This is a genomic window from Chryseobacterium sp. PvR013 (assembly GCF_017833095.1).
Classification (GTDB): domain Bacteria; phylum Bacteroidota; class Bacteroidia; order Flavobacteriales; family Weeksellaceae; genus Chryseobacterium; species Chryseobacterium culicis_A.
Map to the genome: position 1 here is coordinate 5,238,213 of NZ_JAFIBT010000001.1, position 13,910 is coordinate 5,252,122.

The following is a 13,910-nucleotide window of genomic DNA, read 5'->3' on the forward strand; positions in this document are numbered from 1 at the left end:
TAAAATAGTAGGGGAAACTTAAATAGTAAGTTTCCCTTTTTAATAAAACCGGCAAATGATTCTCTGCATCACCCATTCACAGGATTTTTATAATATCGACATCTTTTTTGAATACCTGACGTCTCAAAATATTCCCTATTTCAGACTCAATTCTGACCGTCTGAACCATCTTCAGAAAATCAGCATCCATGAAAATTCATTTGAGCTCACGGATGAATCAGGGAAGACAATCCATTCCGATACCATAAAAGGAGTATGGCACAGAAAAGCCTGGAGGATCAATGCTCCTGAAGAACTGGATCAGGATTATGAAAGAATCTTTCTCAACGAATATGGAAGTCTGAGATATAATCTGATGACAGCTTTAGAACATATTCCCTGGATTAACCCTTACGAAAATGAAAAAAAAGTAGATGGAAATAAGATATTTCAGCTGAAAGTAGCCCAAAGAAATAACTTAACCATTCCCAAAACCATTTTTTCCAATGATGAAGAAAAAATAACAACATTTTTCTATCAATACTGTCAGGGAAAAGCCATTGCTAAACTTCATGGGGTAACAGCAAAAACTATGTCAGGAGAAAACATGATTTCCACTACAGTTATTGAGGAGGAATCTTTGGAACACCTTTCAGATATCGCTTACTGTCCGATGATTTTTCAACCTTATATTGACAAAGAATACGAATTGAGAATCGTTTATGTAGACGGGGATTTCTTTACAGGAAAAATAAATAACAGTGAAAATGCAGACTGGAGAGTAGCCCGTGAAGGGTATTTCTGGGAAGCTTACGAATTACCTGAATCTGTGAAAGCAAATCTCACTTCTATGATGAATGAAATGGGACTTTATATAGGCGCGATCGATATGATCAAAGGAAAAGACGGAGCCTATTATTTCCTTGAAGTCAATCCGCAGGGAGAATGGGGAATGCTGCAAAAAGAACTGGGGTTTCCCATTGCAGAAAGAATTGCCGACAATCTTATCAAAAGAATCAATTTCCATGAATAAAATTTTAATTATAACCCATACCGCAGATAATTTTTCTATTGAAAAAGTCACAGAATACATTGAAAAAAACAACTGTGAAGTCATTCGCTTTGATGTAGACGTATATCCTTTACAAAACAAACTGTCCACTATTTTCCAGGACGGAGAATGGATAAGCATTCTTGAAACTCCTGAAGCAAAACACAGACTGGATGATATTTCTGCAATCTGGTACAGAAGAGCCTACAACATAGGAAAAGGTCTGCGAGAAGAAATGGATACTAAATTTTACGGTGCCGCAATGGGAGAAATCCGTAATACCCTTTTTGGTTTCTTCGAATCTGTAGATGCCTATTCTTTAGGAAAACCAAGTGTGTACAGAAGACTCGACAGTAAAGAAGAACAATTGAAAATTGCAGATAAATTAGGACTGACTATTCCGGCAACCTGTCTTACCAACAATCCTGATGAAGCTAGAAAGTTTATTCTGAAACATCAAAATGTAGTGGCGAAAATGCAGACGGGTTTTGCCATTTATGAAGACGGTGTTGAAAATGTAGTATTTACCAACGTTGTCAATGAAGATAAACTGGAGGAACTGGATTCTTTGTTGTACTGTCCAATGCAGTTTCAGCAGATGATTCAAAAGAAAAAAGAACTTCGTATTACCATTGTAGGAAGAGAAGTCTATGCATTCGAAATAGATTCTCAGCAGTCTGAAGATGCTAAAATAGACTGGAGAAAAGATGGTGTGAATCTTATCGATAAATGGAACAGAACAGAACTTCCCGCAGATGTGGAAGCAAAACTCCTTGAACTGCTTGATATTTATAATGTTGATTACGGAGCAATAGATATGATTGTTTCCCCTGAAGACGAATATTACTTCATAGAGATCAATGCTGCAGGAGAATTCTTCTGGCTGGATAACCTTACAGAAGGAAACCTTATTTCCAAAAGTATTGCAGACGTTCTTTGTGACAAAGCACCAAGACGAAATAATGAGGTAATGGCTTAAAAACAAAGTGTTTTTTAATCATAAAAGTCCTGAAAGTTATCAATTCTTTCAGGACTTTTAAATTTAATACCCTGATGTTGTTAAAATTTTTTCGGTTTGTTGTTCTGTGAATGATAATATTGGTTAAATTAACTTGAATTATGCTTTAAAAATCGCAAATTTGCAAAAGCAGTTTTTCGGGGTAATTTTTACAGAAACCTGAAGAATTGCCGGATAGAAAATATTGTTATATTTTAGTCAGCAATCAAGAAAATAATTAATGATTTTTGTAACAGGTGCTACCGGAATTCTGGGAAGAATAATTGTACTGGAACTTCTTAAAAGAGGGGAAAAGGTGCGTGCTTCCAAACGGCCGGGCAGCAATTTAAACGAAGTAAAGCATTCATATAGCTTTTATACGGAGAATCCTGACGATTTTTTCAACAAAATTGAATGGGTAAACGTAGATTTTGACGATCTCGATTCCTTGAAAACAGCTCTGGAAGGAGTAGATGAGGTGTATCACTGTGCTGCAAAAGTAAGCTTTCATCCAAAAGATGAAAAAGAAATGTACCGCACCAATATCAAGGGTACAGAGAATCTTTTGTTTGCCTGTGAAGGATCGGAAGTTAAAAAATTTCTCCACGTAAGTTCTGTTGCTGTTCTCGATAATTTTAATGAAAAAGGAGAACTGGATGAAGATTCTGACTTTAATCCGAAACTGGAACATTCTGCCTATGCAATTTCAAAACATCTATCCGAAATGGAGGTGTGGAGAGCTTCAGCGGAAGGCCTTAATGTGATCATCATCAATCCGGGAATGATTGTAGGAAGCGGAAACTGGAATCAAAGCAGCGGTGAACTTTTCTCTACTTTTGAAGACAATAGTTTTACCTTTTCAGGAGGTTCTGCTTACGTAGATGTAAGAGATGTTGCGAATACGGCGATAGGATTAATGGAAAATAACCTTTTCGGAGAACGTTTTATTATTGTTGCTGAAAATAACAGATATGCCGACCTTGCAAAACAGGTCAGAACCCGCCTGGGACTTAAAGATGCCAGAATTCTTTCACAATCTGTATTAAATATCGGAAGAATTGCCAATACCCTTTTCGGATGGCTGATCCCGAAACTGAAAATGGTTACCAAATCGAATATTGAGGCCATTTCTTCATTCAACACCATTTCCAATCACAAAGTCAAAGAAAAGCTGAACTATCAGTTTATTCCTGTAAAAGAAAGTATAGACTTTCACCTGAATAATTATATTAACGACAAAAAGCTGAAGAAATGAATCTTGCAGAGGCAATTATCCTTAAAAATGTAGAAAAACATCCTATAAAAGCGGCCATCGGATTTAAAAAGAAAGATGCCGCCTGGAAAGAGCTGAGCTGGAAAAAATTCAGTGAGATTATTTTTAAAACAGCCAATGCCTTACAAGAATCTGGAGTTCAGGAGAATGACAGAGTGGCTATTTATTCAGATAACTCATCAGAATGGATGATCTTTGATCTGGCTTCAATGGCTATTGGTGCCGTTACGGTACCGATTTATTCAACCAATAATGCTGAACAGGCAGAACACATCATTAATGATTCAGGAGCTAAAGCAGTTTTAGTAGGAAATCAGATGCAGTATGATGCCTGCCTGGAATTTTTACATAAAGAAGAAAACAATCTGGAAACAATTATTGTTTCCAAAAAAGCAGTATGGATCAAAAAGGAATTCAACAGTTTTTATCTTGAAGATTTTATTGCAAAAGCTTCAACAGAACTGGAAATCTGTAAGAAAGAACATGATGATACTGCTACACTGATCTATACCTCGGGAACTACCGGAATCCCAAAAGGAGTAATGCTTACCCATGGAAATTTCATCAAAGCATTTGACTCTCATTTTGAATTTTTTAAATTTAAAAACTTTGAAGAAGAGCTCTCAATGGCATTCTTACCATTAAGCCATGTTTTTGAAAGAAGCTGGAGTTTATTATGCTTATATGGCGGAGCCCGCGTGTATTTCCTGGAAGATCCGAAAAATGTAGCCAAAGCACTGGAAGAAGTAAAACCTACTATGATGTGTGCGGTACCAAGATTTTTCCAGAAAGTATATGCAGGAGTTCTGGAAAAAGCAGAAGAAGGTTCATCATTGAAGAAAAAAATCTTCGACTGGGCGCTTAAAACCGGCTGGGAAACTGCTGAATTGAGAAGAAATGAAAGACCAATTCCTTTTGGATTAAAATTCAAAGAAGCTGTTGCCGATAGATTGGTTTTCAGTAAAATTAAGGAAAAAATGGGTGGCCGACTTTGGTTCTTACCTTGTGGAGGAGCTTCATTATCACCGGAAGTTACCCGTTTCTTTGAATCAGTAGGAATTCATGTGACTGTTGGGTACGGATTAACGGAAACTACAGCAACCCTGACTCTTTTCCCTTTAACTTATTTTGAACATGGTACAAGCGGAAAACCACTTCCGGGAGTAGAAATGCGTATCGGAGAAAGCGATGAGATTCAGGCGAGAGGAAACGGAATCATGAAAGGATATTATAATAAACCTGAAGAAACCCAGAAAGTATTCACGGAAGACGGATGGTTCAAAACCGGTGATGCAGGAAAGTTTGATGATAAAGGAAACCTGATCATTACGGATAGAATCAAAGATCTGATGAAAACTTCCAATGGAAAATATATTGCTCCGCAGCAGATCGAAAATCTTCTGACCAATAATAATTTCATCCAGCAGATTATGCTGATTGCAGAAGGTAGACAGTTTGTTTCAGCATTGATTGTTCCTAACTTTGAATTTTTACAGGATTATATCAAAAAGAATAATATTTCTTTTACCAATTGGGAAGAGGCTGTAAAAAATGAAAAGATCATCAACCTTTATAAAGAAAAAGTTAAAGAATTACAGAGTCACCTGGCAGACTATGAGAAAGTGAAGAAATTTACTTTAATGCCTGCAGAATTTGATATCAATACAGGAGAAATTACTCCTACGCTAAAGGTCAAAAGAAATGTGGTGATCAAAAAATATGCGGATATTATAGAGAAGATGTATTAAAAATTTTAACCTCCTGTTTTTCACGTCAAGTACAAATAGAGGTGTGAGAATTCCCCTCTTTTGGAGGGGTGGCGAAAATTCAAAGAATTTTTGACGGGGTGGTTTAAAATAATGACTTAAATGAAACTATGACGACACAAGAATTTATAGGAAAAGAAAATTTCAACATTCATACACAAACGGTTTCGGAAAGCTGTCCGTCTAATATTGCTCTGATTAAATATTGGGGGAAATATGACAATCAGATTCCTGCCAACCCAAGTATCAGTTATACACTAAACCATTGTAAAACCAATACTTCAATGGAGTTTACAGCAGATGAAGTTTTTTCAGTACAGACTTTTCTGGCTGGAAATGAAGAAGTGAAGTTTGCGGAGAAAATTGAGAAATATTTCAGAAATATAGAACAGTATCTTCCCTGGATTTTAAAAGGAAAATATATTATCAGAACTGAAAATACATTTCCCCACAGTTCAGGAATTGCGAGTTCAGCTTCAGGATTTGGAGCCATTGCAAAATGTCTGATGGAATTGGATGCATCATTTACGGGGGGGAATTCCGAAGAAGAATCTTTGAGAAAGGCTTCATTTCTGGCAAGGCTGGGAAGTGGAAGCGCATGCCGAAGTTTGTATAATGGGCTTGTAGTGTGGGGGAAAACAGATGAGGTAGAAGGCAGTTCAGATCTATTCGGAGTACAATATCCGGATGCTGAAATTCATGAATCATTCAAAAATTTTAATGATTGGGTTCTTTTGATTCATGAAGGACAGAAAAGTGTTTCCTCAACAGTAGGACACGGGTTGATGAATACCAATCCTTACGCGGAGAGAAGATTTCAGGAAGCAAGGGAAAACTTTGTTCCGATGAAAGAAATCCTGAAAAACGGAGATATGGAACGTTTCATCAAGCTGGTAGAACATGAAGCACTTACCTTACATGCAATGATGATGATGAGTGACCCTGCTTTTATCCTGATGAAAACAGGTACATTGGAAGTCATCAATAAGATCTGGGATTTCAGAAGAGAAACAGGACTTCCTTTATTCTTTACCCTTGATGCTGGAGCTAATGTTCATCTTTTGTTCCCCAATAATGGTTCCGAAGGGCAGATTAAAGCCTTCATTGAAGCTGAGTTATTACAGCACACTCAGAAAAATGGAGTAGTGAAGGATGTGATGAATTTCTAAGTATGAAAAAGAAGAAGCTTTATATCCTTGTTGCTATTGCCATTGCTGTATTGTTTATGCTTTTTGCTGAATATGAGGAAGGTCCGGTAAAAGTAGCCTTTGGCTGGAACAGGACAATCAATTGGGGCTGGAACTTTGGATTCTGATAAAAAATATTTAATAGAAGTGGGCTTTAGTCCACTTTTTTTATTAATCTTCAGTAACGATAGTTTCACGTTCGCCATCTTCTTTCTTTCCTTCCTCTATCATGATTTCTGCTTCGGTTTTCTCTTCGGAAGTTGCTGTTTCAATCAATTCTTCCTGTTCATCATTGTGATGATCTATAAAAAATTCGCAGTATACCGGAAGGTGGTCTGAACCAAAATTTTCCAAAGTTTTCAGCTGTTTAATAAAAATGTCTTCGCTGTGAAACATCAGATCGATAGGAAACCTTAGGAGACGGTATTTCGCATGGAAAGTAGAAACAAAAGAATGCCCGATTCTCGGATCTATCAGGTGGCTTGTTTTTCTGAACAGAACAGATGATCTTGACCATGCAACATTATTAAAGTCTCCTACAACAATAACAGGTTTCTTGATGTCTTTTACACGCTTGGCAGTGCTTAGAAGATCACCATCTCTTTCCTTTGAAGTTTCTTCTTCCGTAGGACTTGGCGGCGGCGGGTGAACTCCGAAGAAAACAAAAGAAAAGCCATCTGCTGTTGTCATATGGATCTCAATACTCGGAATATCATCAGCCACGAAATAATGAGTTTTTGCTTCTTTGATTTCAATCCTGGAATAGAAATGCATACCATAAGTATTTTCAAGAGTCACTTTATGTTGGAAACCATATTCTTTTTCTAAAGGTCTCATTGCCTTTTCCCAATCGCCATTGCTTTCCATAGTCATGAAAAAATCAGGATTATGCTTTTTAACAAGCCTCATGAATTTCTCGTAGTCTTTATTGAACTGATAAACATTGGCAGAAATAAAATGCAGTTTATCAGAAGATTTGTGACGTTGTCTGTGTTTTTTTACGGGATAAAAACGGGTGTACTTGATGAGGGTATGGCTGTGATGAACAAATAAGACCAGAAGAAGTCCCTGATAATACCATAAATATTCTTCAGAATCAGTAAAAAGGCCTAATAAAAAAGTGAAAAAGATAAGATAGGTGACCTGTATTTTTGCAAATTCCGGAACCCTGAATATCCAGTGAGAATGCTGAATTTTTGGTAATATTGTCATGACCAGAAGAAGTATGGCCAAAGTCAGATAAATAATCCACATATAAAAAGCTCTGAAATAATTTTGGGTACAATTTAAGGAAAATGAATTTTAAAATTTGTTAATCAATTTAAATTTTATTTTATCTATTTTTAATTATCTAAATCTATGCTATGAATAAAATAATTGTACTTCTTGTTCTTATAAGTATTTCAGGCTTCGGGCAGCAGCATAAAGAGATTGAAAAACCTATCCGTAATCTCTTCCTTGGCATGAAAAATGCAGATTCTGAGCTTGTAAAATCAGCTTTTGCAGAGAATGCGGTGCTGCAAACCATCACTAAAGATGGGACTGTGAAAAGTGACAGTATACAGGATTTTGTTGCCTCTGTTTCAAAATTTACAAAAGGAGATCTGGATGAAAGAATTATCATAGAAGCTGTTCATACAGATGGAAACCTGGCAAGTGTATTTACTCCTTATTCTTTTTATGTAAAGGAAAAATTATCACATTGTGGAGCTAACAGTTTTCAATTGGTAAAGCAGAATAATGAGTGGAAAATCCAATATATTATTGATACGAGAAGAAAAGATAACTGTAAAGAGATAAAATAAGAACGTTGAATTAAGAAGTAGTTTAAAATTTAAAGAATGAAAATCCATCATATCGCCATTATCTGTTCAGATTATGCTGTTTCCAAAAAGTTTTATACAGAAATTTTAAATCTGAATATCATCCGGGAAGTATACCGCGAGGAAAGACAATCTTATAAACTTGATCTGGCTATCGGAGATCATTATGTAATAGAATTATTTTCCTTTCCTGATCCTCCACAACGGCCGTCAAGACCTGAAGCATGCGGTTTAAGACATCTTGCTTTTTCAGTAGAAAATGTTACAGAAAAAAGAAATGAGCTGATAGGAAAGGGGCTTAGCTGTGAAGAAATCCGCATAGATGAATTCACCGGAAAAGAGTTTTTCTTTACCCAGGATCCGGACCAGTTGCCGTTAGAGTTTTATGAAATGTGAAAAATTAGTGGGCGTACCCTGCAAAGAAACTTACCGCCATAATTGCTAAAACAATAGAAGAAATGACTACATACACGTAGTCTTTTTCTTTTAAATAGCCTATTAAAGCGAAAACAATTCTCATCAGAGGGGTGAAGATCAACAAAAGAATACCCAGCTGAATAATCGCTACACCTTCTCCTTTGCAAAGAGAGGTCCAGAAGTATCCCCATACTTTTTCAGAAGAAGTACCTACGACAAGGCTGGTATATTTTTCAGGCATTTTAAAACCTTCAATAAATAACTTGATAAAACCGATAAGCGATGTAGCCACAGACAGAATAACACCCAGTCTCAGAAGATTTCCTACGGAACGGTTCAGATCTACATCTGTAAAATTCTTTTTCATTATCTGAAGCTTTTGTTGATACCGTTATACATCATATAAACTGAAAGAATGGTAATAACAATGGCAAAAAATACTTTTAATTTTTTGGTTTTTGATACCATTAGCGTTTTTGAACCAATAAAACTTCCAATAACAACTCCTATCAATACGGGAGCTACAATTACCGGAATAATTTCTCCTCTCTGGAAATAGATCAGTGCACTGGCTACTGCCGTTACTCCAATCATAAAATTACTGGTTGTTGTAGATACTTTGAAAGGCAGTTTCATCATATTGTCCATCGCCAATACTTTTAATGCACCCGAACCTATTCCTAAAAGTCCGGACATTGCACCGGCAAACATCATCATAAAAAATCCGGGAACGGTATTTCTTGCAGAATAGCTTTTTAAAATCCCTTTATCCGGGAATGTTCCGTATAATTTTAGCTTCTCTTCCAGACTTCCTTTGATCAAAGGTTCCTGATGATCAGGCTTTCCTTTAAGATTTAAAATAACTGTAAGAAGAAGGATACTTGCGAAAATAATTCCGATTGTATTGGGGTTAAGCATTCCTGAAACCAGCGCACCAATAATAGCACCTGCTGTAGTCGCTATTTCGAGAAACATCCCGATTCTCATATTGGTAAAGCCTTCTTTTACGAAAGCTACAGCCGCACCGGAAGAGGTGCCAATCACAGAGATGAGTGAAGCACCGATAGCATAATGCATTGGAACGCCGAATCCCAGCGTTAATAAGGGAATGATAATAACTCCTCCTCCTAAACCCGTAAGTGAACCTAAAAGACCCGCGGAAATTGCGCCAAGGAAGAGTATGATGATTTCTGACATACTACAAATAATACTACAAATATAAAATTATTGTCGTAGTCTGCCAAACATTTGAAAAAGATAAATTTAACGTATTTTTGCATGCATGAAAAACGAAATGAAATTATTTTATGTCATTCTTGGGGCAACACCTAAAGGAAGAAATATTGAGCAGCACGATGTTTTCTTCGGAATAGCAGAGAATCTTAAAGATTTGATTCCGGATATGAAAGACTTTTGGAAGGAGGCAGAAGGGAAAATTCACCTGGACTGTTATCAGGAAGTAAAATTCGCTGATGGGTACAAAGTGGAGATTGTGGAAAAGGGTGAAAAATCTTCAGAAGATCAATTGTTTTTCCTCAATTTAGGAGGCTATAAGCCTGGTTTCTTTGAAGAATTCCATGAGCAGCACCTTATGGTTGGGCAGTCTATGGGTGAAATTGTAAAAAGAGCAAAGGCTACTGAATTTTACCAGACCATGGGATTTGAAGGCGCTGTAAGCCATATTGATGATAAGCACGGAGTGGATATTGATGATATTTTCAATGTAAGTGATATTCTTCCGGCCTATATGAAAGAAAAATATGCTATCGTTCTTAAAAAGTCTGATGAAGAAAATCAGATAAACCCAATGGGACTGGGCTATTTAAAAATTGATAAAATTCAATAAGAATAAATCTAATAAAAATAAAAAATGAAAATAGGAATTCTGGGAGGCGGACAGCTGGGAAGAATGCTGATACAAAGTGCACTGAAGTATGACGATGAGTTTTATACGCTGGATCCTGCTTCTGATGCTCCGTGTCATAATATCTCGTATTTTACACAGGGAAATTTCAATGACTACGAAACGGTTTTGAACTTCGGAAAAGATAAAGATGTTGTAACCATTGAAATAGAACATGTAAATGCTGATGCACTGGCAGAACTTGAAAAGCAGGGAATAAAAGTGGTTCCCAATGCCAATATCATCAAAACAATCCAGCAAAAGATCCTTCAGAAAGAATTTTATAAAACACACGATATCCCAAGCCCGGAATTTCAGGTGGTATGGAACAGTGATGAAAAGATCATTATGCCATTACCATTCGTTCAGAAAATGAATACCGGAGGATATGATGGAAAAGGAGTACAGGTCATCAAAACAGAAGAAGACTATCAGCATCTATGGACAGAAGCATCTGTTATTGAAAGTCTGGTTGATATTGAAAAAGAACTTTCTGTCATTGTAGCGAGAAACGAGAAAGGAGAAACCAATATTTTCCCGGTAACGGAAATGGTTGCTGATCCCAAGCTGAATCTTTTAGACTTCAATGTATGTCCGGTTCTTCTGACAGAAGATGTTCAGAACCAGATTGATTCTATTACTGAGAAATTTTTAGCTGCAGTAAACTCACCGGGATTATTTGCCATTGAATTATTCCTTGATAAAGAAGGAAAAATATGGGTGAATGAAACAGCACCAAGACTGCATAATTCCGGACACCAGAGTCAGGAAGGAAATACAAATTCTCAATTTGAGCAGATGTACCGTGTGGTTAAAAACTTACCTTTGGCAGATACCGATGCTATCACCTACAGCGGAATGCTGAATCTGGTAGGAGCAGAAGGATTTTCCGGAAAAGTAATCTATGAAGGAATGGAAGACGTTCTTCAGTTGCCTGAAACCTACATCCACTTATACGGTAAGACAGAAACCAAACCAGGAAGAAAAATGGGACATATTAACGTTCTTGCAGATTCCAGAGAAGAGCTTATGGAAAAGCTTGTCATGGTGAAGGGAATGGTAAGAGTAATTGCTGAGTAAAATCAGTTTAAAATAAATAAAGGGAGCCGTTTCAATTCAAAAACGGCTCCCTTTACTTTGTTATACAATCAATTCAATAGGAACGGGCTTTAGCCCGTTTACAAATAATTATAGATTCAATTGGCTTTAGCCGAAACCTAAAATTAAGTTTTGGCTAAAGCCAATTTTATGTATGTTATTCTTATTCTTATTCATATCGGGCTAAAGCCCGATCCTATTGATGACTGAATGGTTTGATGGTTTAATAAAAAGTGATTATTTGTGCATAGATAACTTCCATCATCCCTCTTCCTTCTTCCAGCTTTTTATTTAAAAATTTTCTGAATTACATTTCCAATCTCCACAAAATCTCCATGATTTCCTACAGAACGTATTTCCGGACTGTTTTTGTCATATTCTGAGAACGGGAAAATCAGAAGGTAATTATTATCTTTCAGGTTCCTGTTCAAAAGTTCCGGAATCAGTCTCATTCTTGGAATGTAAGACTTCATACCGCGTTTTGCCATAAGGATAATCAGGGCTTCATCATCTTTCAATTGGGCAGCCGTTCTTTCCCCGTCCTGCCAGGTATTCATAATGATAAACTCTGCTTCTATATTGGCTTTTTTGATGATTTTCTGCAGAATATCAAGGATATTTTCAGGAGCATAGAAAACAACTGTTGCTCCGGAATTTCTGGCAATGTTCCAGACTCTCAGCAATGCATGGAAGAATCCTGCTTCCTGATGGGCATTTTCAGGAATCATCACTGCATATTTTTTTATGGTGGAAAGTGGTTGTGCCGCATGATATACCAGCACATTCACATCATCATTCTGCAGATAACCGTTGTAAAGATTATAGACAAAAGAAGGGGAGAACCCTTTTTCATCCTCCAGTCCTATAATAAGGTCTGTAATTTTCTGTTCTTTAATCACATTATTTACACCGTTGATGACATCATTGTCATACCTTTTTAAAGCCTGTAATTTAACATCTGCGGCTGCGGCTGCATCTGCTGCCTGGTGAAGAAGTTTTTCCGCATTCTTTACTGAAGATTCGTTTTTGTCTTCATTAATGACATTCAGGGCGAAAAGATCTTCCGTATTGGAATGTGCTTTGATGAGGATTCCCAGATTTACCATTCTCTCAACCGTTGCTTCATGATTGATCGCTAAGAGAATACTTTCTTCCTCATGGGTATTTCCTGAAACCGTATCTTCATTGTCACTTTCCGCAATTTTCTGAGCACTTGCCATAGAAATGAAAGAGGAGATGGTACACGAAATCAAAATCAATAAAATACTTCCGTTCAGCACGTGTTCATTCAGTAATCTTACAGGCTCTCCGGTTTCAGTTTCAGAAAGAATAATATTATATCCTACCATTACTGAAGCCAGTGTTGCAGCAGCAGAAGCGGAACTCAATCCAAAGATGAGTTTCCCTTCTTCTTTGGTCAGTCTGAATGTTTTTTGAGTGGCTACGGCAGAAAGATATTTTCCTCCAATTGAGGCTACCAGCATAATTCCTGCTACTTCCAGTGTTTCCCAGCTTTTAAAGAACACTTTAAAATCAATCAGCATTCCTACACTGATCAGGAAAAACGGGATAAATATGGCATTTCCCACAAATTCCACTCTGTTCATCAAAGAAGAAGTATGAGGAATAAGTCTGTTTAAAGCCAATCCTGCAAAGAATGCCCCGATGATTGCTTCTACACCAGCCAGTTCAGCCAGCATAGCAGCAAGATAAATCATAACCAGTACAAAAATATACTGTGAGATTTTATCATCTACTCTTTTGAAAAACCAGCGTCCTATAATAGGGAATACAATCAGTACAATCAGGGCAAAAACAACAAAAGAAACAGATAATTTAACCCAAAATTCTGTTCCTACGTCACCCTGAGACATTCCTACAATCACAGCAAGTACCAATAGGGCAAGAATATCTGTGATCATCGTACCGCCCACGGTAATATTAACTGCTTTATTTTTCGCAATTCCCAACTTGCTCACTAACGGATACGCAATAAGGGTATGAGACGAAAAAAGACTGGCGAATAGTATAGATGTCAGCATGGAGAAATGAAGGAGGTAATATCCTCCCAGATATCCCAGTACAAAGGGAACCGTGAAGGTATAGATACCAAAGGTGAGACTTTTCCATTTGTTCTTTTTAAAATCTCCCATATCAATCTCAAGCCCAGCCAGAAACATAATGTAAAGAAGTCCGGTAGTTCCCGTTACCACAATACTGCTGTCTCTGGATAATACATTGAATCCGTTCGGACCAATGATGGCTCCGGCGATAATAAGACCCAACAGGTGTGGAACTTTAATTTTATTAAGCAGCAGGGGTGCTGCCAGGATAATGACCAATACCAACAGGAACTTCAGTACCGGATCTTCTATGGGAAGACTCAGGTTGTGTATACTCAGTAAAATCATATGTG

Annotated in this window: 14 protein-coding genes; 10 read left to right on the top strand and 4 right to left on the bottom strand. The window is 37.1% G+C overall.

Features of this window, described 5'->3' with window-relative positions; genetic code table 11:
- The first annotated feature begins 55 nt into the window (after positions 1 to 55).
- From JOE44_RS23825 to JOE44_RS23850, 6 genes are all read left to right on the top strand, one after another.
- Positions 56 to 1,012 (top strand): MvdC family ATP-grasp ribosomal peptide maturase, encoded by a 957-nt coding sequence (locus JOE44_RS23825; RefSeq protein WP_209788402.1) that lies wholly within the window; start codon positions 56 to 58, stop codon positions 1,010 to 1,012.
- A complete protein-coding gene (locus JOE44_RS23830; RefSeq protein ID WP_209788404.1) occupies positions 1,005 to 2,009 on the top strand; it encodes an MvdD family ATP-grasp ribosomal peptide maturase in 1,005 nt (334 codons plus the stop codon). The genes JOE44_RS23825 and JOE44_RS23830 overlap by 8 nt, the downstream gene beginning before the upstream one ends.
- A 259-nt stretch (positions 2,010 to 2,268) precedes the next feature.
- Positions 2,269 to 3,282, top strand: coding sequence for an NAD-dependent epimerase/dehydratase family protein (locus JOE44_RS23835; protein WP_209788409.1), 1,014 nt, complete (start codon positions 2,269 to 2,271; stop codon positions 3,280 to 3,282).
- Positions 3,279 to 5,048 carry a long-chain fatty acid--CoA ligase gene (locus tag JOE44_RS23840; RefSeq protein WP_209788413.1) on the top strand — a complete coding sequence of 590 codons (1,770 nt, stop codon included), beginning with the start codon at positions 3,279 to 3,281 and terminating at the stop codon, positions 5,046 to 5,048. The genes JOE44_RS23835 and JOE44_RS23840 overlap by 4 nt, the downstream gene beginning before the upstream one ends.
- Positions 5,049 to 5,176: 128 nt before the next feature.
- Positions 5,177 to 6,235, top strand: coding sequence for a diphosphomevalonate decarboxylase (locus JOE44_RS23845; RefSeq protein WP_209788417.1), 1,059 nt, complete (start codon positions 5,177 to 5,179; stop codon positions 6,233 to 6,235).
- Between the two features lie 2 nt (positions 6,236 to 6,237).
- The gene (locus JOE44_RS23850) at positions 6,238 to 6,381 is read left to right on the top strand and encodes a hypothetical protein (RefSeq protein WP_209788419.1); all 144 of its coding nucleotides are present in this window, start codon (positions 6,238 to 6,240) and stop codon (positions 6,379 to 6,381) included.
- A gap of 43 nt (positions 6,382 to 6,424) precedes the next feature.
- Here the strand turns inward: JOE44_RS23850 and JOE44_RS23855 are convergent, their stop codons facing one another.
- Positions 6,425 to 7,465, bottom strand: a complete 1,041-nt coding sequence (locus JOE44_RS23855; RefSeq protein ID WP_245169852.1) for an endonuclease/exonuclease/phosphatase family protein — start codon at positions 7,463 to 7,465, stop codon at positions 6,425 to 6,427.
- Positions 7,466 to 7,617: 152 nt separating this feature from the next.
- Here JOE44_RS23855 and JOE44_RS23860 point away from each other — a divergent pair, with 152 nt between their 5' ends.
- Both JOE44_RS23860 and JOE44_RS23865 read left to right on the top strand, forming a co-directional pair.
- Positions 7,618 to 8,058 carry a nuclear transport factor 2 family protein gene (locus tag JOE44_RS23860; RefSeq protein WP_209788422.1) on the top strand — a complete coding sequence of 147 codons (441 nt, stop codon included), beginning with the start codon at positions 7,618 to 7,620 and terminating at the stop codon, positions 8,056 to 8,058.
- Positions 8,059 to 8,094: 36 nt separating this feature from the next.
- Positions 8,095 to 8,472, top strand: coding sequence for a VOC family protein (locus JOE44_RS23865; protein WP_209788424.1), 378 nt, complete (start codon positions 8,095 to 8,097; stop codon positions 8,470 to 8,472).
- Positions 8,473 to 8,476: 4 nt separating this feature from the next.
- Here the strand turns inward: JOE44_RS23865 and JOE44_RS23870 are convergent, their stop codons facing one another.
- Positions 8,477 to 8,860: a DUF1634 domain-containing protein gene (locus JOE44_RS23870; RefSeq protein WP_209788425.1), complete on the bottom strand. Its 384-nt coding sequence runs from the start codon at positions 8,858 to 8,860 to the stop codon at positions 8,477 to 8,479.
- A complete protein-coding gene (locus tag JOE44_RS23875; RefSeq protein ID WP_209788427.1) occupies positions 8,860 to 9,690 on the bottom strand; it encodes a sulfite exporter TauE/SafE family protein in 831 nt (276 codons plus the stop codon). The genes JOE44_RS23870 and JOE44_RS23875 overlap by 1 nt, the downstream gene beginning before the upstream one ends.
- A gap of 97 nt (positions 9,691 to 9,787) precedes the next feature.
- Here JOE44_RS23875 and JOE44_RS23880 point away from each other — a divergent pair, with 97 nt between their 5' ends.
- Both JOE44_RS23880 and JOE44_RS23885 read left to right on the top strand, forming a co-directional pair.
- Entirely contained in the window at positions 9,788 to 10,339 is a 552-nt protein-coding gene (locus tag JOE44_RS23880) for a DUF1543 domain-containing protein (RefSeq protein ID WP_209788432.1), read from the top strand.
- Positions 10,340 to 10,363: 24 nt separating this feature from the next.
- Positions 10,364 to 11,476, top strand: coding sequence for a 5-(carboxyamino)imidazole ribonucleotide synthase (locus JOE44_RS23885; protein WP_105680999.1), 1,113 nt, complete (start codon positions 10,364 to 10,366; stop codon positions 11,474 to 11,476).
- A 305-nt stretch (positions 11,477 to 11,781) separates the two neighbouring features.
- On the opposite strand, the gene JOE44_RS23890 is transcribed toward JOE44_RS23885, so the two are convergent.
- Positions 11,782 to 13,905, bottom strand: a complete 2,124-nt coding sequence (locus tag JOE44_RS23890) for a cation:proton antiporter (protein ID WP_209788435.1) — start codon at positions 13,903 to 13,905, stop codon at positions 11,782 to 11,784.
- Positions 13,906 to 13,910: the final 5 nt, after the last annotated feature.